Below are 21309 nucleotides of genomic sequence, written 5' to 3' on the forward strand. Positions count from 1 at the left end.
CGCTTCACCAAAAAAAAGAATAAAAGTTACAAAAATTAATCACTGGAGTTGACCTTAAGTGTAAATAAAAGTAACGAATAAATGTTCAGTCTTGGGTAAGGTGTGTTTTTTAAGGTCAGACCAATCCGAAGCTAGATGATTTTAGTTATCAAAAGTGGATTGGAGAGATTTTTCCGACTTTTGGGAAAAATACCTAATATTGTCAGCAAAAGCAAATATAAATTTATATAAAAAGTAGCTTATGTTACAGAATTTTTGCTATATTAGTCTTGTAAAGAAAGGAAAATTATATATTCACGAAATAGAGAGGACTATGGTTATGTCTATCGCAGATAAATCTCGTGCGTTAATGGTGCGTGAACATCAGCAAGTTAAGAATCGCCAACAATCAATACTGATGCGGGCTGCACAAGAACTTGGTCTTCCTGAAGAAGCATCTCACTACTGGAACCCGATTCAAGGGAAGGTAGATGCTAACACTCGGATGATTTATGGGCCGAGTCATGCTTCCATGAGCTAAGTTTCAGAAGTTACGATCTGGATTTTTTGAGTGAATGTCTCAACTGACAAATCTGGAAAAAAAAAGCCACCCTATAGTAGAGGGTGGCAAAACTTATTACTTTTAGTTAGATACGACTGTTAATTAAGCATCGTAGTAGAGGTAAAACTCGTAGGGATGAGGACGCAGCTGCAACTGTTTAACTTCGTTACCTAGCTTGTAGTCAATCCAATTTTCGATAAAGTCTTCCGTGAAGACGCCTGATTCTGTCAAAAAGGCGTGATCTTTTTCCAGTGCTTGCAACGCCAGTTCTAAAGAACCTGGAGTTGAAGGAACTTTTGCCAGTTCTTCTGGAGAGAGTTCATAGATATTCTTATCTAAGGGTTCACCAGGATGGATTTTGTTCTTGATGCCATCGATACCAGCACAAAGCATTGCAGCAAATGCTAAATAGGGGTTAGATGTAGCATCTGGACAACGGAATTCCAAACGTTTGGCTTTGGGGTTAGTGCCAGATAGAGGAATACGGATAGAAGCAGAACGGTTCCCTTGGGAGTAAGCCAAGTTAACAGGAGCTTCATAACCAGGTACTAGGCGCTTGTATGAATTGGTGCTAGGGTTGGTGATTGCCAACAGAGCTGGTGCGTGTTTGAGAAGACCACCAATGTAGTACAACCCCATATCGCTCAAACCAGCATACTTATCACCTGCAAACAGAGGTTGGCCGTCTCTCCAGATGGATTGGTGACAGTGCATTCCCGAACCGTTATCGCCAAAAATCGGTTTTGGCATGAAGGTGACGGTTTTACCGTATTTCTTAGCAACATTCTTGATGACATATTTATAAATCATCAACCAGTCAGCCGCTTCGATCAACTTCCCAAACTTGAAACCAAGTTCGCACTGACCACCAGTAGCAACTTCGTGGTGATGCTTTTCAATGGGTACACCTAATTGTGCCATCGTCAACAGCATCTCTGTCCGGATATCTTGGAAAGAATCCGTCGGTGAAACTGGGAAGTAACCTTCTTTGAAGCGTGGTTTATAACCCAAGTTGGGTTTGTTATCTGTACCAGCTTTACCGGAATTCCAAGCACCTTCTTCAGAGTCTATGAAGTAGTAGCCTTCGTTGGCGGTTTGGGCAAATCTAGCACTGTCAAAGATGAAGAACTCAGCTTCAGGGCCAAAGAAGGCTGTGTCACCAAGACCAGTGGAAACCAGGTAATCTATTGCTTTTTGGGCAATAACGCGTGGGCAACGATTATACCATTCACCCGTGCGGGGTTCTTTTATACTACAAATTATACTTAGCGTTGGTACTTCCATGAATGGGTCGATCCAAGCAGTGTTGGGGTCGAGTACCATCGTCATGTCCGATTCGTTGATTGCTTTCCAGCCCCGAATGCTGGAACCGTCAAAAGGTACGCCATCAGTAAATGCAGTCTCATCGATTTGGTTTTGGAACAGTGTGAGGTGCTGCCAAGTCCCTACTGTATCGATGAATTTGAGATCAATCAGTTGAATTTTTTCATCTTGAATTCTCTTCAAGACTTCTTGTGGTGTTGTCATTGTTACTCCTTCTCTACCAATTTTTTAAAGTAATACCAGAATCTTCCAAAGCATCCTAACCCTGCTGATCTCAATCAGGCGGTGACACACCAGAAATATCTTAAATACTAGACATTAGCAGATTTTGTAGCTTATGTTACAGATATCTGGATTCTCAGGTTATATTAACCTTTCGGCGATCATCTGTACAAAACTGGAAAGTTCATCATATAGGGGTCAACTTTGGCATAGAATCCATAGATAGTGGATAGATTGTTTTTGTGCCGAATCTATTTTTAATAGCACAAAACTTTACTGGTGCATAAGTGCAGCCAAATAAATATCAAACCATAAATAGCAATGATTGGGAGAAGAAGGAATGCGCGATGCAGTAACAAGTTTAATTAAGAATTATGACCTAGCTGGTCGGTATTTTGACCGGAATGCGATCGATAGCCTAAAGTCTTACTTTGATAGTGGTACAGCAAGAGTACAAGCAGCAGCGGCAATCAATTCTAATGCGGCTGCACTTGTCAAGCAAGCTGGTTTGAGGTTATTTGAAGAACTGCCAGAATTGATTCGCCCCGGTGGAAATGCTTATACAACTCGTCGTTATGCAGCTTGTCTGCGAGATATGGACTACTATCTGCGCTATGCCACCTATGCACTGGTTGCTGGGAACACAAATGTGTTAGATGAACGAGTGCTGCAAGGGCTGCGGGAAACTTACAATTCTCTAGGAGTGCCTATTGGGCCTACGGTTCGCGGTATCCAAATTCTCAAGGATCTGATTAAAGAACAAGTGACAGCAGCCGGTGTGGTTAATACTGCTTTTGTAGATGAACCATTCGATCACATTACACGCGAGTTGAGCGAGATAGATATTTAGATTTTAAGTGGGCAACGTATCTGCCCCGACATAAACATAAATAGCGATCGCACTTTGGTTTTATGGAGCGATCGCTTTTTTGTGAACCTATAGCGGTTCTCGGTTGAGTGAGGTACACCCGTAGGGGCACTGCCGTGCCCTTACACTTCACGATTAATCTTGTACCGCATCTGAATGAGAACTGCTATAGACGTTGAGAAGGGCTTTATTCAAGCTTTTGCCCGCAAAGGGCAAAATCATAACTCTGTAAAATAACTTTGCTAGATTAAAGCTGTATTTTTGGAGCTATCTTTCGACTAATGCCAGCAGAGACATCTACCACACCGCAGTCATTAAAGCACTTATCGCAGATGGTTGGACAATAACCAACGATCCCTTATACCTGGCATACGGGGGTAGAGAACTTTACGTAGATATTGGAGCAGAAAGAGTTACCATTGCTGCTGAGAAAGACGATCAAAAAATAGCTGTTGAAATCAAAAGTTTTCTGAGTCCTTCTCCCGTGAACGATCTCCAAGAAGCTGTAGGACAGTATGAAGTTTATCGTAGCGTCCTTAAAGAACTACAACCAAAACGCCAACTTTATTTAGCAGTTCCCAAGCGGGTTTACGAAGGTATATTTTCCGAACGCTTTGGTCAGCTAATTCTTAATAGTATAGGAATAAACCTAATTGTCTTTGACGAGCAACTAGAAAGGATTATTAGATGGATAAACTAGCTCGGTATCGTGAAATTATTCGTCAGTTGATATTTGACTATGCTAGTCACAAGCCTGCTAACGGTCAAATAGAGATAGAAGCAGTCATAGACTCGGAGCGAGACCACTACGAAGTGTTACACATTGGCTGGGATGGAGTGCGCCGCGTACATGGTTCGGTGGTACATATAGATATTATTAATGATAAAGTGTGGATTCAATATGATGGTACTTCCCAGCCAGTAGCAGAGGCATTATTAGAAGCAGGTATTTTGCACAAAGATATTGTCTTAGGTTTCCATCCTGCTGAACTACGGCAATACACGGATTTTGCTGTATCTTAATTATTTTGATGTCGTGTATTCCAAAAGAATAATACATTTAAGTAGCGATCGCTCCCCATCACTTATTTACTCATTGGACTGTTCACAATTTCTCAAGTTTTACAAGACCGCCTTCAATTGCTTCTACTGTTAATCTATAACCTTCCATCAGTGACATACCGACAAGTGGATCTGACTCAGCTTCATCAATCGGAATGGTTAGTAATTGCTCATCCCAGACAACAATAGCTTCATACACATCAAACACACATTCACTACCATCTCCCAGAATTGCTCGTCCTCGCCTTTTCCAGGATAGCTTTAATGCAGCAATGAAATCGGGCGGTAGGGATAACCAGCCATTAAAACCTGTATCAACAATGGCGGTTTGCTGATGTACTTTAGCATCAGCACCACAAATACGTAGAAGGATAATTGGCTCGTAGTCAGCATTCACACTTTCAATAATCATTTTGTTTTGTGGATGCGACCAGCCCCGAACCGACGGACATAGCGAGAACCAACACGCACAAACCAGATTTGTGCATTTGGGTAGCGAGTTTCAAGACGTTTCGAGGCATTGATTTCATCAGTATCCATTTCCCAGCCACCTGTCTCAATATCGATTGCAACAATTTTGCCATAATTATCTGCTTCGACTTGTGGGCGCACTTGAGAGTCATATATCTCATCACCGCGACGAGCAAATTCTTCTTTGCTGTAACGAGGTTGTCGTAATGGCATAATAAATCTTCCGTAGTCTTAGACCACTGGTTAGGAAAAAAAACTCCTCTAGCGTTTATTGTAAGCTGGACAGTTGAATGAGACGGGCTAAGGAATGCGATCGCCAGATTAAACGCATTAGCTTATCTTATTTGTACTAGAACCGTCATAAGCCACAATAGAAGTTGCCGATATTTGAGGCGCTGATGATGGAAGAATTATTAACCCTGAAAGACTTACTTGTTAAGGGCGATGTTCAAGGAGCATTGATTATAGTTGAAGAGTTAACAGAAATGAGCCGAAATGACATAATCAAGACGATTCGCAGCTATGCAGTGATTTTATTGTTGCATTTGATTAAACAACAAGCTGAAAATCGCACGACTCGCTCTTGGGAAGTCTCAATTCGGAATTCGGTTCGGGAAATTCAGCGAGAAAATAAGCGGCGCAAAGCTGGAGGCTATTATCTCACGCCAGAAGAATTGTTAGAAATTTTAGCAGAAGCCTATTTAAATGCCATTGATGAGGCAACGCTCGAAGTAGAAGAAGGTCGTTATGAAGCCCAAGAATTAGAAAAGCTGGTTAACCAAGAAGAAATTATCAATCGTGCTTTGGCTTTAATTTTACCAGGAGAGTCTAATTAATTGGCTAAACAGCGACTCGACACACTATTAGTAGAGTTAAATTTATGTTCTTCTCGCGCCTTAGCACAACGGCTAATTCAGGCGGGGGAAGTTACTGTTAATCAGCAGTTAGTTGATAAACCTGGTACTGAAGTTGATATTGCGGCTCAAATCAATATTAAAGAGCGATCGCCTTTTGTTTCTAGAGGCGGTGAAAAACTCTCCAAAGCTTTGTCAGTATTTGCCATTCCCGTAGCAGAGCGCATTTGTTTAGATGGTGGGATTTCTACTGGTGGTTTTACTGATTGTCTCTTGCAAGCTGGAGCAAAACAAGTTTACGGTATTGATGTCGGTTACGGACAAGTTGACTGGCGGTTGCGAAACGATTCGCGGGTGATTTTGCGGGAACGCACCAATTTACGACAACTACGACCAGATGAGTTATATGGCGAAAATGACGCGATTCCTGATTTGGCGGTAGTTGATGTATCGTTTATTTCTTTAACTAAGATTCTGCCTGCTTTGTGGCAACTAACTCAAGCTAACCGAGAAGCTGTGTTGTTAGTCAAGCCACAGTTTGAAGTCGGCAGATCGCGTGTGGGTAAAAAAGGTGTTGTGCGCGATCCAAACGACCAAGCTGATGCCATTTTCCAGGTGTTGCAAACAGCCCACAAATTAGGGTGGAAATACAAAGGCTTAACTTGGTCGCCGATCGTTGGCCCTGCTGGGAATATTGAATATCTTTTGTGGTTGGGAATGGAAAGTGAAATGCCAGCACCTGATCTAGAGGCAATTAAGCAAATAACGCAATCAGCAACAACTGATTTACGGAAAAGTTAAACGTCGTAAATTAGACATTCTACAGAATCTGGATGGCGATCGCAGTAGTTTTCTAAAGAGGTTTTCTTGGATTTTGCTTGCTGTTGATCGGCTTTCTCAGCTTGTAATTCTTCTACAATGTCCCAGGCTACGGCACAATCAGCAGAATTGCCATCTAGCTCACAAGTTGTGCGGGCTTCAGTAATGGCGTCAGTAATGGCTTGTTCAATATTTGCAGCCCCAGCAGTTTCAAATGAGTTTAGGGTACTTGTCATGATACTTTTACCTTTAATTTACAGAGATAGATATTAACTGTGAGCTTTCAATGACCCCAAAAAGCTCACCCTCCGGGTGACGCTCCTGCGTCGCTAACGCTGCGCTAACCCCAGTCCCTCTTAGTTGGAGCAACAAGACCGGGCTGGCTCACATTTCCAGTTTAGACAGGCTTCCCACAATAGGTAGTGGTAAACACCGCCATCTTTTTAGCAAATTTGAGTGGGAATTACCCTCTTATCATCTTTGATTCAAAAAGCTAAGGAAATTCCACTAGATGGAGTCAGTGCTAGTGATGGTCATGTTCTCAGTCTTGCATCCCAAATTCGGAATGTCAGTCAATTGTCAGAAGAGTTTGATAGAAGTTGATAATCACTTATAAACGGCAACAAAGGGGAAACAATTTTTATTGATTCTCAATACTTTATGCCTAACTCTTGTCGCAGACGATACATAATTGTGTTTTGGTCAACTTGAGAGAGAATTTCTTGAATGACACTGCTAGCGCCCAATTGTCCCCAAGTACAGCCTTTTTCGAGATAGACTTGGGCGGCTTTGCCAACGGAATATGCACCATAACCGGCGATACCAGCTTGAGCGATCGCACTGCCAGCAAAAGCAGTAATATTGCTGGGATTATCACCACTGGTTATTGCAGCCGTACTTTTGCCCAAACCCAAAATCAAACTACTACCTAATTCTCCCAACAGCAAGCCACCAGAACTAAATAAAATCGTTTTTAAAATTTTCCCGGCTTCATAGCTAGTCATCGGCAAACCATACAATCTAGCGAGAGCGCGAATTAAAGCCAAATCAGCAACAGTTCCGCCAAGGATATCTAAGAAGGCGATGGGATTGAGCATTACTGCCAAAGCTTTGTATTTGGTAAATTGCCAAATAATTTCTTCGGCTTCTTTTTCGCGTAAATCGATGGTTTTTTGAGCGATCGCGGCTTCTGCATCCCGTGCTTGAATCAGTGCATTTAAAGCCAGAAGCGATCGCCCTTCCCGATTGAGAATATTTAGAATTGTCTCTTTGAGTTCGTCTACTTGCGGTGGTGGGGTTTCCCATTCATAACTGACACGCCCATCGGGCCACTCAACCCGTACTTCCATTGCTGCTGGTTCCGCCGCCACCATCACAATTTCATCCGGGAGTAGAGGCTTTGCTTGGGGATTCCCAGCACCCAATTGTTGCAAATTTTGGTAAATCACTCCGCGATCGGTATCTGGGTATAAATCTATCTTGTTAAACACTAAAATTAGGGGTTTTTGCGATCGCCTTAATTCCAGCAGTGCTTGATACTCAGTACGCGTGATATCACCAGACACGACAAACAAAATCAAATCTGCTTGATGTACTACTTCTCGTGCCATATCCGCCCGTGATTCACCCGCAATTTCATCTAATCCGGGGGTATCAATTAACTCTACTAGTACCTTACCACCGGGCTGCCACCGCACGGAACGCGGCCATTGGGTGACACCATTTAAGGGCCCAGTTTGCAGAATTTTGTCTCCCAGTAAGGCATTTAAAACTGCTGACTTTCCTCGACTCACCAAACCAAAGACAGCTATTCTAATAACGTTTGAATCTAGCTTGTTGAGTGTGGCATTCAAAGCTTCCAATTCTGGTTTCACCAAACCTACCAATTCTGGGTTAGATGAAAGCTGTCCTGACTTGCGAAGATATCCATACCAAGAAAGCGCTTGTCTGAGACTGGCGCGGGCACGATTTAAGTGAGTTTCTTGCAGATTACGATAAACCGACATAATATCAACACTTCAGCCTTCACTCTCTCTAAAATGCTCATCCAATGCTCAAAACACTTACTTTCAGCATTCGCTCGTAAATAATAGGTATGAATTCGTACTCATTAACCATGCTTAACTAATGCTCACTTTTTCAATCCCATTATCAGGGGAAGGAAAAGTTAAACATACCTCTCTATTATCCCTAAGTTGTTGGACTAATACTCTATATATAGGACATAAAAAGTCCCTAACTTTATGAGGTTGGAGATTAGGTATTTTATAAATCTTAAGTAAAGATGTGACTAATGTATAATTAGCTCCTAAACAGAGAGGCTAAGGCCAACATCTATATTTAGCTCGGAGGCAGATTGGCTCCGACTTTGTTCAGTTTTAGTCAGGATTGAAATTCTCTCATGTAACTCTTTTCTCTACAAGAGGCTGTGCCCTAAGCGTAGCTATGCCGCAGGCTTTACGTGACGCTACGCCTAGCTTGCTTCCCTGTAAGGGTACAATTTTGAAATTTTAATTTTGAATTGTTAATCTGGGTATCCTAAGAAAGACAAGGTTAGATGATATAGACAAAGGAACAAAGTTTATAACTTATGTATGAGTAGAGAAAACAACTAGAATTTCTATTAAAAAAACTGATTGAACAATTAGCCAACTTATTCGACAAAAAGAAGAGTGCTTGCGGTCAATCATGAAGGTAAAGGCTGGTCTACACCCTTATACCAATTTTGCGATGCCTGCGGCGGGCTACGGCTACGCAGATGGTTGAGAACTTTGATTGAGCAAATTTTACCATAAGTGCAGCTTGAAATTCTGGACTTATAGGAGCAGTCTTTTTTAGACTAAGACATAAATATTAATTATATGAGAAATTGAGGAACAGCCATGCGAGGAAATGAGCGGGAAAAAATACGCCATCTGTTGGTCATCCAAGACCTGGAAGGGCGGCGAACTGTCCCCTTACGAGAGACTACTTATTCTCTGGGGCGGCATCCTGCAAACACTATTGTCTTGGCTTCCCGGTCAGTATCAATGCAACATGCAATTTTATTGCGAGTAACTGTTCCAGAAACTGACCAATACGGCTTCCAGATTATTGATGGCAACTATAAGGGTAAAGGAAGTACTAATGGCTTATTTGTAAATGGTAATAAATGCTTTTCTCATAATCTTAGGCATGGAGATATCATTGCTTTTGGCAGTAATAAAGCTCAGGCTAAATATTATGCTATTTCCAATATTTCAGAACAAGCATTTTCTGAATCTTTTGATGTTGAAGACTTATCTGGTTTCTTATCAGAGCAAGGCAGTCCTGCCAATCCTTTTCAAACCTTAGCCATCGATCCCAGCTTTGAAGCAGCTAGTGAGTCCGCCCTAGCTCGCCTAGCATCCTTCCCTGAACTCATCCCCAATCCAATTATTGAGATGGATTTCGAGGGAAGAATTACTTATCTCAATCCAGCCGCAGCTATCAAGTTTCCCAATCTTAGGGAAGTTGGGACAGAACACCCAATCTTAACGGAACTCTTAATTGGAGTTAACAATCTAGAAAACAATTCTTTTGTGCGGGAGGTGGAAGTAGGTACAGAAGTTTTTGAACAATCCGTTCTCTATCTTCCTGAAAGTGATTTAATTAGAAGTTTTATTATTAGGGATATTACAGAGCAAAAGCAAGCTACAGCCGAATTGCGCCAGCGCGATCGCTTGTTACAAGCAGTTGCAGAAGCTGCCAATTATTTGCTAGGAGAAATGAATTACGAAACTGGTATCGATCTAGCTCTAGCTGTACTGGGCGAAGCTGCCAAGGCAGATCGTGCCTATCTCTTTCAGAACCATCCCCATCCTGTTACAGAAGAAATGGCAGTCAGCCTACGGTTTGAATGGACACAATCTTGTATTGAATCTACCCGCAACCATTGGCAGAATCAGCCTTATCAAACCTCTGGATTAGCCCGTTGGTACACAGTTCTCTCTAGCGGCAAGTTGATTAGCGGAATCACCCAAAAATTTCCTGTCGCCGAACAAGAATTCCTGATTCGAGATGGCATTCAATCTCTTCTCTTAGTGCCTCTTCGCTTGGATAATGATTTCTGGGGGTATCTTGGCTTGGCAGACTGCACCTTTGAGCGTCATTGGTCAAAGCACGAAGAATCTACTCTTTTGACGATGGCCGCTAGTATCATTGGTGCGCGGCAGCGTCAACAAGTAGAAGAAAAGATTCGCCATCAAGCCCTCCATGACGTGCTGACAGGGTTGCCCAATCGTCTACTATTTAACGAGCTGCTCAGTAAAACTCTGCCCAACGCCACTCGAAATGACGAAAGTTTAGCTGTAATCTTCCTCGATCTGGATCGCTTCAAAGTCATTAATGATACTCTGGGGCACACTCTGGGAGACCAATTGTTACAAAGCGTCTCTCAAAGATTAAAAGACTCACTCAGAGGCGGAGACACTGTAGCCCGTTGGGGAGGCGATGAGTTTACTATTTTACTCCCACGAGTTAGTGATATTAAAGAGGTAACTTTGGTGGCGCAGAGAATCTTACAAGCCTTTGAGGATGCTTTTCATCTCCAAGAGCATGAACTTTATGTGACTGCCAGCCTCGGTATTGCCTTACTTGATAATAACAGCCCTGACGCCGAAACACTTATCCAGCATGCAGATGCCGCTTTGTACTATGCCAAGGACAAAGGACGGAATAACTACCAATTCTATAGTGTTTCCCTGAGTGCTAAAAATCCTGAACTCCTGACTTTAGAAAAGAGCTTGCGCTATGCCCTAGAACGCAATGAATTTACGCTGTACTATCAGCCTCGTGTGAACATTGCCACCGGAGAAATTACTAGTATGGAGGCTCTGTTGCGTTGGCAGCACCCAGAGATGGGATTGGTCGCTCCCAGTGTGTTCATTCCCCTGGTCGAAGAAAGTGGATTAATTGTCCCCATCGGCGAATGGACGCTACAGACCGCCTGTAGCCAAAATAAAGCATGGCAAGATGCTGGATTGCCACCGATTAAGATCGCTGTCAATCTTTCTCTAAAGCAGTTCCGCCAACCCAAATTGGTAGAGACTATAGCCAAGGTTTTAGAACAAACAGGTCTAGAGCCGCGCTTTTTAGAACTAGAAATTATGGAAACCACAGCGATTGAGGACTTAGATTTTACCACAAAGGTGTTAGAGGAGCTACAGCAGATGGGTGTTTACATTTCCATTGATGACTTTGGTACAGGTCATTCCTCGCTCTCACGCCTACAACTTTTGCCACTCCACAATCTGAAAATAGATAAATCTTTCATTCAATATTTGACGCAGGATGCCAAAGTAGCTCATATTATCCAGGCGATAGTAACCTTGGGACACAGCTTGGGATTAAAGTTAACAGCAGAAGGGGTAGAGAAGGAAGAGGAATTAGAATTCTTAAAATCTATCAACTGCGAAGAGGTACAGGGCTTTTTATTCTACCGCCCACTTCCTGGACAGAAAGCAACAGAAATCCTCGAAGGTAAACGACCAACAATCTAGTACAAGGAAAAACTCTTTGTACCAGTGAGGATACAATAAACTTCATTGTCCTGCTGCCGACCTTTTTCGTCCTATGCTGCCAGTCATCTATTCTGACGAATTTTTAGATCACAAGACTGGAAAATACCATCCTGAAAAACCAGAACGCTTGATTGCGATCGCAAATGCCCTAAAAGCAGCTACATTCGCAGATCGAATTACCTGGCGATCGCCTACGCCAGCATTAGAACAAGCATCACTGATGTCTTCGTTGGTTAAAGCTCATAGCCCAGCTTACATCAAAAAACTGTCGCAAATCGCCTCTAGTGGCGGCGGCCCTTTGGATGGAGATACGCCAGTTTCCCCACGCAGTTATGATGTGGCATTGTTGGCAGTCAGTGCATGGTTGGATGGAGTTCAGGCTGTGTTAGGGTCGGTTAATCCAGCTTTTGTACTAGCGCGTCCTCCCGGACACCATGCAGAAAGTGATGCGGGGATGGGCTTTTGTCTATTTTCTAATGCCGCGATCGCCGCTTTATTTGCCCTCGAACAACCCGGAGTTAACCGTGTCGCCATCCTCGATTGGGATGTGCATCACGGTAATGGTACTCAAGCGATCGTCGAAACCGAAGCCCGCATCGCCTACTGTTCCCTACATCAATATCCCTGCTATCCCGGTACTGGCAGAGCCACAGAACGCGGCTTTCATAATAATGTATTAAATTTACCAGTACCTCCTGGTAGTGATATTGCAGTATATCAGCCACTATTTGAAAGACAGGTTGTACCGTTTTTAGCAAACTTTCAGGCAGATTTACTAATTGTGAGTGCTGGTTACGATGCCAATGCCGCAGATCCTTTGGCAAGTATCAATTTGCAGCCAGAAGACTACGCTTTATTTACTAATTATTGTCTAGGGTTAACTCGTAAAATTCTCTTTGGCTTAGAAGGTGGTTACGATTTTGATACTCTTTCGCAATCAGTTGTAGCGACAATTGAATCCTGTTTACTTTACTAAATACCTAATACAAACTATAGCGATCGCAGTCTATCACCAAAGCTAACAGCCTCAACTCTCTGCGAAGATTTGGGAACGCTAAATGCTGAGGTGGTTATAGCTGACCTATCGTTATGAAAATTTCTCACAAACTGGTTGGAAGTTTTGTTGGTGTTTCTTTATTAACCAGTGTTGTTGGTGCAGTTGCGATCGCCCAAAGCCAGAAAATTGCTGAAACTCTGGCGATCGCAGAAGCTGAACACGTTGCCCAAGTGATTACCACTTCCATCGCTCACGATGCTTATTATGATAAAGAACCTATTTCTATTGAACGTTCAGACGAACTGCAACACTACACCAATTTGCTGCACGCTCTGCAAAAGCGCGATATTGTAGTGGTCAATCGGCAGAAACTGATTTTGGCGGATGCCGTTCCTGAAAATGTCGGCACTATTTTTGACCATGACCAAGGCAACGAAATCCAGCAAACGATGCAGGATGCCAAGACCAGAACCTTTTTGGAAAAGAGTGTTGATTATCCCCAAGGAATTAAACTCATTGTCATAACGCTGAAGGGTGAACAAAATCAGGTCAATGGTGCTGTCATTTTAGAATGGTCATCGCTGTATGACCAGGCGATCGCCCAAGCTCGACCCACAATGATTGCGATTGCTATCACCAGTTTCGGTTGTGTGATTTTGGCATTGATTCTAGGATTGCAAATTTCAAGCAGCATTGCCAAACCACTGCTATTGGTGACAGAGGTGGCGCAGAAAGTCACCCAAGAGTCTAACTTTGACCTGCAAGCTCCGGCGATCGCCAAGGATGAAACAGGCATCCTAGCAACTGCATTCAACGATCTGATCGCACGTGTGAAAACATTGCTGATTGAAAAAGAACAACGTTCAACGGAACTTCAGCAAGCTTTAACTCAGCTTCACAACACTCAAGTACAACTAGTTCAAACTGAAAAGATGTCGAGTCTGGGGCAACTCGTCGCTGGAGTTGCCCACGAAATTAACAATCCTGTAAATTTTATTCATGGCAATATTAACTATATTGATAGCTACACTCAAGACCTACTGAAATTGGTTTACTGCTATCAGGCGCACTACCCCAATCCGCCCCAAACTCTCCAAGACACTTTGGATGATGTTGAATTTGACTTTCTCAATCAAGACCTGCCCAAGGTGCTGCAATCAATCCAAATCGGCAGTGAGCGGATTCGACAAATTGTTTTATCTCTTCGTAACTTCTCCCGCCTAGATGAATCCGAATTTAAAGCTGTTGACCTTCATGAGGGCATTGAGAATACGTTGCTGATTTTGCAACATCGCCTCAAGGCAAAACCAGAGTTTTCAGCAATTGAAGTCGTTAAAAACTATAGTCAATTGCCTTTAGTTGAGTGCTATCCCGGACAACTCAATCAGGTATTTATGAACTTACTGACCAATGGAATTGATGAGTTGGAAGAGTCTCAACAAACACAGCCCGGTACAATTTGGATTTCAACTCAAATGACGGCTGATAATCATGTGCAGATTGCGATCGCTGATAATGGTTCGGGGATACCTGAAAAAGTGCGATCGCGCATTTTTGATCCTTTTTTCACTACCAAACCCATCGGCAAAGGTACTGGTATGGGCTTATCTATCTGCTACAAAATAATCACAGAAAGACATCATGGCAAGATATGGTGTGATTCCACAGTCGCAAAAGGCACCAAATTTGTGATTGAAATACCTGTTCATCAACCTGAACCAATGCCGAGTTGAGATGTCAAAGAAGCAGGAGGCAGGAGGCAGGAGGCAGGAGGCTCAGTTGGAACAATTGGGAGAGGATTCAGACCCCTCCCTTTTTGTTTGCGCCGTATAAACGGTGAGGTCTTAAACCCCTGCTCCCAAGGCGTCGCGGACTCGCTAACGCTGCGCTATCTGCCTCCTGCCTTCCTTGATAAAGAAGAAGTATTGATTACTGACCTATGCTTAATGCCCTTTTTTGTCAAGTTCATCAAATCTTCAGAAAGAAAAATTTTGAATGGGGTTCTGAAAGAGCTAAAGTTTTGTTAAGATGCAATTGCTAGCAGTTTCTCAGCGAAATTCACCTATCGGGGTGTGGAGAAATAAAAAGTACTAGCAGCACAAATTTCCAAAGGTGAAGCAATGACCACCTATATTTTTTTCGATGAAGCCCTACGAATGCTGACCAACGCCTATTTGATATCAGTCGTACTGTTAATGGCAGCTTCTGGTATAGGTTTGGCGGTAATTGAGACTATAGAAAAAACAGGAGAACGCTAAGTTTATAGATGGCAATGTAGTTCCTGCCAAAAACCATTGGATACAAGTGTTCGCCGTGAATAAATCCTGGGAACACTAAAGGATGAAAGTCTCAAGCATCACAGTCTTACCTGTAAATCTACCAAACATACAGGTAACAGTAACGCTATTGGGACTGTAACCAAGGAGCTACTACAATGGGTCTATTCGACGCTGTGTTGGGCACAAAAAGCCAAGCCCAAGCAGCACTCAGTCCAGCGGAAGCTTTTGCTGTCATTATATTGACGGCAACGGCTTCAGACGGTTATCTTTCTGTTGAGCAAGCAAATTCTATCATTTCTGTGCTATCTCGGATGAAACTTTTTAAAAGTTATCCCAATGAAATGATGAACAGGCTGTTTGAAAAAATTTTGGGCATTCTCCAAGGTGATGACTTTAATGCTTTGTTTAATGCAGCAAAAGATTCTTTATCTCAAGACTTGCGGGAAACAGCCTTTGCAGTAGCCACCGATTTTGTCCTAGCTGAAGGTATTATACCTGAAGAAGAAAAAAACTTCTTAAATGATTTATATCAAGCTTTAGGGGTTTCTAGTGAGATAGCAATACAAATTGTGCAAGTAATTTTGATTAAAAATCGTGCATAGGGCGATCGAACATAACTTGTTATGCCCATTGTCCTTTACTTGATTAAACTGTATAAGTAGCTTATAAATAAAGCGTGGCACGGAAGTTAAGCTTCTTTGCCACTATTTTTTGCTTTTATGATTTTGAACTTTAAATTATAAATTGTTTATGCTTTGTTCTGTCACGCTAACCCAACTGGCTGAAGTTATTTTGGCCCACTCTGTAAACTTATCTGAAACTGCTTTAACACAAGTAACTAGCGGTATCCAAACAGATAGCCGTACCTTGAAGCCAGGTGAAATATTTGTCGCTTTCCGAGGCGATAAGTTTGATGGACATGAATTCGTGCCAACTGCGATCGCAAAGGGTGCAATAGCTGCAATCGTAGATTTTGAATACGAAAATCCGGGATTTCCTGTATTACAGGTAAAAGACACCCTCAAGGCATATCAAAAACTTGGTCGATGGTGGCGCGATCGCTTTAACATTCCTGTAATTGGTGTAACTGGTTCCGTGGGTAAAACTACAACCAAAGAATTGATCGCCGCAGTTTTAGCAACAAAGGGACGAGTTCACAAAACTTATGAAAATTACAACAACGAAATTGGTGTTCCAAAAACTCTCCTAGAACTTGGCGCTAAAAATGACTATGCCGTGATTGAAATGGCGATGCGGGGTAGGGGACAAATTGCCGAACTGACACATATAGCACGGCCAACAATTGGAGTGATTACCAATGTGGGGACGGCACATATTGAGTTACTGGGTTCGGAAGAAGCGATCGCTGAGGCAAAATGTGAGTTGTTAGCGGAAATGTCTGCTGGTAGTGTGGCAATTCTCAACCACGACAATCCTTTATTAATGGCCACAGCAGCAAAAGTTTGGCATGGAGAAGTTTTAACTTACGGCTTTTCTGGTGGGGATATTCAAGGGCAGTTAATTGATAACGAGACTGTGGAAGTCGCAGGAATCCAACTACCTCTACCTCTACCTGGGCGTCACAATGCAACTAATTTTTTGGCAGCTTTAGCGGTGGCAAAAGTGTTGGGGATAAATTGGGCATCCTTAAAAGCAGGTGTGATGGTGGATATGCCTACAGGGCGATCGCAGCGATTTACCTTACCCAGTGATGTGGTAATCTTAGATGAAACTTATAATGCTGCACCAGAAGCTATGATTGCAGCGTTGCAATTATTGGCAGACACACCCGGAAACCGGAAGATTGCTGTATTAGGTGCAATGAAAGAATTGGGAGAGCGATCGCAGCAGTTGCACCAACGAGTGGGAGAAACAGTGCGAAAGTTGAATTTAGACGGCTTATTGGTTTTGGTAGATGGACAAGATGCTGAAGCGATCGCTCTTAGTGCCGAGGGTATCCCATCGGAGTGCTTTGCAACTCATGCCGAGTTGGTGGCTAGGTTGAAAACATTTGTGCAAGCAGGCGATCGTTTATTATTCAAAGCCGCCCATTCTGTAGGACTAGATCGGGTAGTCAATCAGTTATGTGCAGAATTTCTCAAGTGAATCTATCACTAGAAACCCAACGTCTCATACTGCGAGACTTTGTAGAATCAGATTGGCCAGCAGTTCATAAATACGCTAGCGATCCTAAAGTTGTGCGTTATTTAACCTTTGGCCCAAATAGCGAAGAAGATACCAAAAACTTTTTGCAAAGAGAGATTTCATTGCAAGGGGAAGAACCTCGTCAACATTTTGCCTTAGCAGTAACTTTAAAACCCCGAAAGCAATTGATTGGTATCTGTCGTATATCTGTTCAGGATACTGATAATAAAATAGGCTCTATTGGATACTGTTTAACTCAGGAATTTTGGGGACAAGGATATGCACCTGAAGCTGTCAAAGCAGTTTTATCCTTTGGTTTTCAGCAGTTAGACTTACATCGCATCTTTGCGACTTGTCATCCAGAAAACATTGCCTCTGCACGAGTTATGCAAAAAATCGGAATGCAACAAGAAGGATATTTGCGAGAACACCATTGGATTAAGGGAGAATGGCGAGACTCTTGGCTATATGCCATCCTTGAGCATGAATGGATTTTTTGAAAATATCACCTATAGACGCCCGATAAACTTCAGTTGGAAAGACTAGGACTGTTACTGTAGCGTCTTTGAAAAAGAATTGCTGCCAAATTAGTCACTAAACAGGTAATTGCTAGCCACATCAAGATATAAGTAGGAGCCATCACCACGCCAATCATAAACCAAGTATATACGTGCAGTATCATTACAGAAGCGAAAAAGCAGGCAATTCCAGCAGATTGCCACACTTGATACGATGGGCGACGTAAGGCTACTAGGCTCATCGTTAAAATTGTGACAATCAAGTTTGCTGGTACGAGAAACGCACAAATACCTATACAGTTGCCACGAGAGAACTCTACTAAGGTGTTAAAATCGAGCATTAATTTTCTTGGGATAGATGTTAGCTTTTTAAGAACTTAATTTATTTTAATATAACTATATTTACATTAACAGATGAGTGAGTAATCACATTGCAAACATAACATAAATTAAAATATTGAGTTGCGTTTTGATACTACTCAATAGTTAGTTAATTATAAAGATTTTGGATAAGTAGGGTGGAAAACACCCACCCTAGCTGAATTAACCCGGTAAAATCACTGTATCGATAACGTGTACCACACCATTGTCAGCTTCAATATCTGCTGCTAAAACTGTGGCATTTTTAACTTCAAAACCATCAGAAGAATCAATTTTAATGGGTGAACCTTCTACAGAATTAACCGTACCGAGTTGTGCCAAATCAGTTTGTAGTAGCTTTCCTGGAACGACATGATACTTTAAAATCCGCGTTAGCTGGGGAATATTTTGTAACAGAGTTTGGATAGTTCCCGCTGGTAACTTGGCAAAAGCATCGTCATTTGGTGCAAAGACAGTGAACGGGCCAGGACTTTTTAATGTTTCTACTAAACCAGCAGCCTGTACAGCTGCCACCAGTGTTTTAAAGGACTCAGACGTAACTGCAATATCAACAATATCAGCCATATATTTTACCTAAATCTCTGCAAAAGATTTTAAAGGATAATAAACCTATTTTAAGTTTTATTAAACAAAATAAATTTAAAATCAGGCGTTGAATAAACTACACCTAGACGCGTACTCCCGTCAGACATCACCTTATGATATTTCTAGGAAAATTCCCTTATAGAAAAAAATGTCCGATCGCACGTATGCCATTCTGGGAACTGGAGCATTAGGTGGATTCTATGGTGCAAGATTGCAAAAAGCTGGGTTGGATGTCCATTTTTTGCTCAAGAGCGATTACGAACAGGTAAACAAATATGGTTTAGTGGTAGAGTCCAAAGACGGCGACTTTACCCTTCTTGAAGTCCACGCCTACAACGACGTAGAAAAGATGCCACAATGCGATGTGGTGGTGGTGGCACTGAAGACAACGCAAAACCATTTACTACCAAAGATGTTGCCACCTGTAGTTAAAGACAATGGGGTAGTGTTGGTATTACAGAATGGACTTGGTGTAGAAGAGGAAGTTGCTGAAATTGTTGGTAATGTAACTGTTATCGGTGGATTGTGCTTTTTATGTTCTAACAAAGTGGGGCCAGGGCATATACACCACTTAGACTATGGGCAAATTACCTTCAGTGAATATACCCCTAATTATCAGCCTAGTGGGATAACTGAGAGGATGCAGCAAATTGCTGATGACTTTGAAAGCGCTGGTATCTCAATTGAATTAGCTGAAGATTTACTACTAGCACGTTGGAAAAAGTTGGTGTGGAATATCCCCTACAATGGGCTTTCTGTGATTCTCAACGCTAGAACAGATGAATTAATGGCGCATGAGTACACTAGCAAGTTAGTTGAACAGTTGATGTATGAAGTAGCGGCGGGGGCGAAAAGTTATGGGCGAATTATCAGCGATCGCTTCATTCAAACAATGCTCGATTATACTGTGAAAATGACACCTTACCGCCCCAGTATGAAAATTGACTACGACGAACATCGTCCCTTGGAGATAGAAGCAATTTTCGGCAACCCATTACGAAAAGCCCAAGCAGTAGGTGTGGATTTAGTGCAGATTAGCTGTTTATATCACCAGTTGAAGTTTTTAGATGCCAGGGAAAAGTGAGGGAGATGGGAAAGATAAGAGAGGCAATTATTAACTCCTAACTCTTAACTTACCACTCCCCTCCCCCTTAATGAGAGGATAATTGTATCAGGAGAGCAAAGTAGAAAAGTTAGAACTACGCTAGCGACCAACATCACCAAATGGAGAGATTTTTACGATGTTAAAAATGAAGTTAAATTTGCCAGTTTTCGAGCACCAGGAAAACCTGTAACAAGCGAGGAGCAGACTATGATGTACCTTACTTCTACTATTATCTAGTAAGAGAAGGAGAATCGTGTAGATAATTGGTCTTTAAAGACGCGATAAATCGCGTCTCTACATCGGTATTTTGTTGCTCATTCTGAACTGTATTGAACTCTATAATTGAAGCAACTGGTTGACTTTAATATTTAGTCATTCGGTATTTGCTTGAGTAAAGCTATCCACATATCAGATGGAGCGGAGTAGTAATCAATTTCTTCAACTTGATATTGATAAGATTCACAACCTTCTCGTAAAATAATGCGATCGCAGGTTTTAACGCTTTTCCCTACTCCAGTCATGTACCCGATTGTTCCTTCATTGAGGCGCTCAAATATGTAGTCGCCTCCACAAACTTGTTGTCTGTAATCATGGGTTTTCTTCTTTTGTTTTAATTCTGTTACTGGAGAGATAACCACAGCTAATTTATTTAAAAAACTAAAACTTAAGTTCATACCTGTTCTGATTGAAGAGAAGGCACTTAAAAACAATTAAAAAATAAAACTTAGAATTCATTTAAAAGCCGATTCTTTTAAATTTACAGTACTATTAACCGCAGATTCAACTGTAAAATCACCTAACTGTTGGACGAGATTTGGTGAGATATAAGTTTTTTGCTTAACTATCTAGTATTAATTAATAAATTTTTTATGTCTTGAAAATGTCATATATGTATATATTTTAATATCAATGGAATCTAGTCACTACTGGTAGTGGCTAGAGCTACATCTATCTGCTTCAGTAGTATTTCTAGGGTAGAAGAGTTATCTAAAACAACATCTGCTTGAGCCACTTTTTCTTCGATGGATAACTGGCTGTTAATCCTGGCTCGTGCCTGTTCTGTATTTAAATGGTTTCGTTGTATCAATCTTTGTAGTTGTTGCTCTTGAGAACAACGCACTACCCAGATTTCTGTTACCAAATCAGTCATCCCAGCTTCAAATAATAGAGGCACTACTAACACCAATATTTGTGAGGAAGACTGAGCAATTGCTTTGAGAAAGCGATCGCGCACATCAGGATGAATCAAATTGTCTATCCAGTTGCGTTCATCTTGACGATTAAAGATAACTTCACCTAGCTTTTGACGGTTGAGGCTGCCATCTGATAGTAAAATTTGTTCTCCATAACGTTGAGCGATCGCGCCCAGAATCGGCGAACCTAAAGATACTGCCTCTCTAGCATAAATATCTGCATCCAAAATCGGCAGGTTATAAGTGCTAGCTAAATAATTGGTGACAGTGGTTTTGCCTGTGGCAATACCTCCGGTTAAGCCGATTATACGTTTTGTCATTTGTCATTTGTCATTTGTCATTTGTCATTTGTCATTTGTCATTTGTCATTTGTCATTTGTCATTTGTCATTTGTCATTTGTCATTT

At 41.9% G+C, this 21309-nt stretch carries 25 protein-coding genes; 16 read left to right on the forward strand and 9 right to left on the reverse strand.

Annotated elements, in window-relative coordinates:
- The first annotated feature begins 319 nt into the window (after positions 1–319).
- Positions 320–520 (forward strand): hypothetical protein, encoded by a 201-nt coding sequence (locus tag V7K41_RS20620; RefSeq protein WP_094327996.1) that lies wholly within the window; start codon positions 320–322, stop codon positions 518–520.
- 123 nt (positions 521–643) lie between these two features.
- Here V7K41_RS20620 and glnA read toward each other — a convergent pair whose 3' ends face one another.
- A complete protein-coding gene (gene glnA, locus V7K41_RS20625; RefSeq protein WP_334851134.1) occupies positions 644–2068 on the reverse strand; it encodes a type I glutamate--ammonia ligase in 1425 nt (474 codons plus the stop codon).
- A 358-nt stretch (positions 2069–2426) separates the two neighbouring features.
- Between glnA and apcB the strand changes: the two genes are divergently transcribed.
- The 3 genes from apcB (at position 2427) to V7K41_RS20640 (ending at position 3977) form a co-directional block, all read left to right on the forward strand.
- Positions 2427–2936, forward strand: coding sequence for an allophycocyanin subunit beta (apcB, locus tag V7K41_RS20630; protein WP_334851136.1), 510 nt, complete (start codon positions 2427–2429; stop codon positions 2934–2936).
- Positions 2937–3249: 313 nt separating this feature from the next.
- Positions 3250–3654 carry an element excision factor XisH family protein gene (locus V7K41_RS20635; RefSeq protein WP_334851200.1) on the forward strand — a complete coding sequence of 135 codons (405 nt, stop codon included), beginning with the start codon at positions 3250–3252 and terminating at the stop codon, positions 3652–3654.
- Entirely contained in the window at positions 3642–3977 is a 336-nt protein-coding gene (locus tag V7K41_RS20640) for a XisI protein (protein WP_334851138.1), read from the forward strand. Before V7K41_RS20635 ends, V7K41_RS20640 begins: the two co-directional genes overlap by 13 nt.
- Positions 3978–4059: 82 nt before the next feature.
- Here V7K41_RS20640 and V7K41_RS20645 read toward each other — a convergent pair whose 3' ends face one another.
- Together V7K41_RS20645 and V7K41_RS20650 are read right to left on the reverse strand one after the other, a co-directional pair.
- Positions 4060–4428 carry a clan AA aspartic protease gene (locus V7K41_RS20645; protein ID WP_334851140.1) on the reverse strand — a complete coding sequence of 123 codons (369 nt, stop codon included), beginning with the start codon at positions 4426–4428 and terminating at the stop codon, positions 4060–4062.
- Positions 4425–4700: a hypothetical protein gene (locus tag V7K41_RS20650; RefSeq protein WP_334851142.1), complete on the reverse strand. Its 276-nt coding sequence runs from the start codon at positions 4698–4700 to the stop codon at positions 4425–4427. Before V7K41_RS20650 ends, V7K41_RS20645 begins: the two co-directional genes overlap by 4 nt.
- 188 nt (positions 4701–4888) lie before the next feature.
- Here V7K41_RS20650 and V7K41_RS20655 point away from each other — a divergent pair, with 188 nt between their 5' ends.
- Together V7K41_RS20655 and V7K41_RS20660 are read left to right on the forward strand one after the other, a co-directional pair.
- Positions 4889–5323, forward strand: a complete 435-nt coding sequence (locus tag V7K41_RS20655) for a DUF29 family protein (protein WP_334851202.1) — start codon at positions 4889–4891, stop codon at positions 5321–5323.
- On the forward strand, positions 5324–6142 hold the full coding sequence (locus V7K41_RS20660; protein WP_334851144.1) for a TlyA family RNA methyltransferase: 819 nt from the start codon (positions 5324–5326) through the stop codon (positions 6140–6142).
- On the opposite strand, the gene V7K41_RS20665 is transcribed toward V7K41_RS20660, so the two are convergent.
- On the reverse strand, positions 6139–6396 hold the full coding sequence (locus tag V7K41_RS20665; protein ID WP_334851146.1) for a Calvin cycle protein CP12: 258 nt from the start codon (positions 6394–6396) through the stop codon (positions 6139–6141). The two genes, V7K41_RS20660 and V7K41_RS20665, sit on opposite strands and share 4 nt — an antisense overlap.
- Before the next feature lie 220 nt (positions 6397–6616).
- Here V7K41_RS20665 and V7K41_RS20670 point away from each other — a divergent pair, with 220 nt between their 5' ends.
- Positions 6617–6763, forward strand: coding sequence for a hypothetical protein (locus V7K41_RS20670; RefSeq protein ID WP_334851148.1), 147 nt, complete (start codon positions 6617–6619; stop codon positions 6761–6763).
- Positions 6764–6810: 47 nt separating this feature from the next.
- Here V7K41_RS20670 and V7K41_RS20675 read toward each other — a convergent pair whose 3' ends face one another.
- Positions 6811–8166, reverse strand: a complete 1356-nt coding sequence (locus V7K41_RS20675; RefSeq protein ID WP_334851150.1) for a GTP-binding protein — start codon at positions 8164–8166, stop codon at positions 6811–6813.
- 666 nt (positions 8167–8832) lie between these two features.
- Here V7K41_RS20675 and V7K41_RS20680 point away from each other — a divergent pair.
- The 8 genes from V7K41_RS20680 to V7K41_RS20715 all read left to right on the forward strand — a co-directional run bounded on the left by V7K41_RS20680 (position 8833) and on the right by V7K41_RS20715 (position 17621).
- Positions 8833–8955: a hypothetical protein gene (locus tag V7K41_RS20680; RefSeq protein ID WP_334851153.1), complete on the forward strand. Its 123-nt coding sequence runs from the start codon at positions 8833–8835 to the stop codon at positions 8953–8955.
- 87 nt (positions 8956–9042) lie between these two features.
- On the forward strand, positions 9043–11679 hold the full coding sequence (locus V7K41_RS20685; RefSeq protein WP_334851155.1) for an EAL domain-containing protein: 2637 nt from the start codon (positions 9043–9045) through the stop codon (positions 11677–11679).
- 73 nt (positions 11680–11752) lie between these two features.
- Complete coding sequence (locus V7K41_RS20690; protein ID WP_334851157.1) at positions 11753–12676, forward strand: histone deacetylase family protein; 924 nt, start codon at positions 11753–11755, stop codon at positions 12674–12676.
- Between the two features lie 113 nt (positions 12677–12789).
- On the forward strand, positions 12790–14430 hold the full coding sequence (locus V7K41_RS20695; RefSeq protein WP_334851159.1) for a sensor histidine kinase: 1641 nt from the start codon (positions 12790–12792) through the stop codon (positions 14428–14430).
- Positions 14431–14817: 387 nt separating this feature from the next.
- Complete coding sequence (locus tag V7K41_RS20700; RefSeq protein ID WP_190240853.1) at positions 14818–14955, forward strand: hypothetical protein; 138 nt, start codon at positions 14818–14820, stop codon at positions 14953–14955.
- A gap of 176 nt (positions 14956–15131) precedes the next feature.
- On the forward strand, positions 15132–15578 hold the full coding sequence (locus V7K41_RS20705; RefSeq protein WP_334851163.1) for a tellurite resistance TerB family protein: 447 nt from the start codon (positions 15132–15134) through the stop codon (positions 15576–15578).
- 148 nt (positions 15579–15726) lie between these two features.
- The gene (locus V7K41_RS20710) at positions 15727–17082 is read left to right on the forward strand and encodes a UDP-N-acetylmuramoyl-tripeptide--D-alanyl-D-alanine ligase (RefSeq protein ID WP_334851165.1); all 1356 of its coding nucleotides are present in this window, start codon (positions 15727–15729) and stop codon (positions 17080–17082) included.
- The gene (locus tag V7K41_RS20715; RefSeq protein ID WP_334851167.1) at positions 17061–17621 is read left to right on the forward strand and encodes a GNAT family N-acetyltransferase; all 561 of its coding nucleotides are present in this window, start codon (positions 17061–17063) and stop codon (positions 17619–17621) included. The genes V7K41_RS20710 and V7K41_RS20715 overlap by 22 nt, the downstream gene beginning before the upstream one ends.
- A 29-nt stretch (positions 17622–17650) precedes the next feature.
- Here V7K41_RS20715 and V7K41_RS20720 read toward each other — a convergent pair whose 3' ends face one another.
- Together V7K41_RS20720 and V7K41_RS20725 are read right to left on the reverse strand one after the other, a co-directional pair.
- Positions 17651–17980, reverse strand: a complete 330-nt coding sequence (locus V7K41_RS20720; RefSeq protein WP_334851170.1) for a hypothetical protein — start codon at positions 17978–17980, stop codon at positions 17651–17653.
- Positions 17981–18182: 202 nt separating this feature from the next.
- Entirely contained in the window at positions 18183–18584 is a 402-nt protein-coding gene (locus V7K41_RS20725) for a fasciclin domain-containing protein (protein ID WP_334851171.1), read from the reverse strand.
- 169 nt (positions 18585–18753) lie between these two features.
- Here V7K41_RS20725 and V7K41_RS20730 point away from each other — a divergent pair, with 169 nt between their 5' ends.
- Complete coding sequence (locus tag V7K41_RS20730) at positions 18754–19689, forward strand: putative 2-dehydropantoate 2-reductase (RefSeq protein WP_334851173.1); 936 nt, start codon at positions 18754–18756, stop codon at positions 19687–19689.
- 389 nt (positions 19690–20078) lie between these two features.
- Here V7K41_RS20730 and V7K41_RS20735 read toward each other — a convergent pair whose 3' ends face one another.
- Positions 20079–20384 carry a hypothetical protein gene (locus V7K41_RS20735; RefSeq protein WP_334851175.1) on the reverse strand — a complete coding sequence of 102 codons (306 nt, stop codon included), beginning with the start codon at positions 20382–20384 and terminating at the stop codon, positions 20079–20081.
- 242 nt (positions 20385–20626) lie between these two features.
- Positions 20627–21223, reverse strand: coding sequence for a dephospho-CoA kinase (gene coaE, locus V7K41_RS20740; protein WP_334851177.1), 597 nt, complete (start codon positions 21221–21223; stop codon positions 20627–20629).
- Positions 21224–21309: the final 86 nt, after the last annotated feature.

Origin of the sequence: Nostoc sp., from assembly GCF_036917415.1 — a bacterium.
GTDB lineage: Bacteria > Cyanobacteriota > Cyanobacteriia > Cyanobacteriales > Nostocaceae > Nostoc.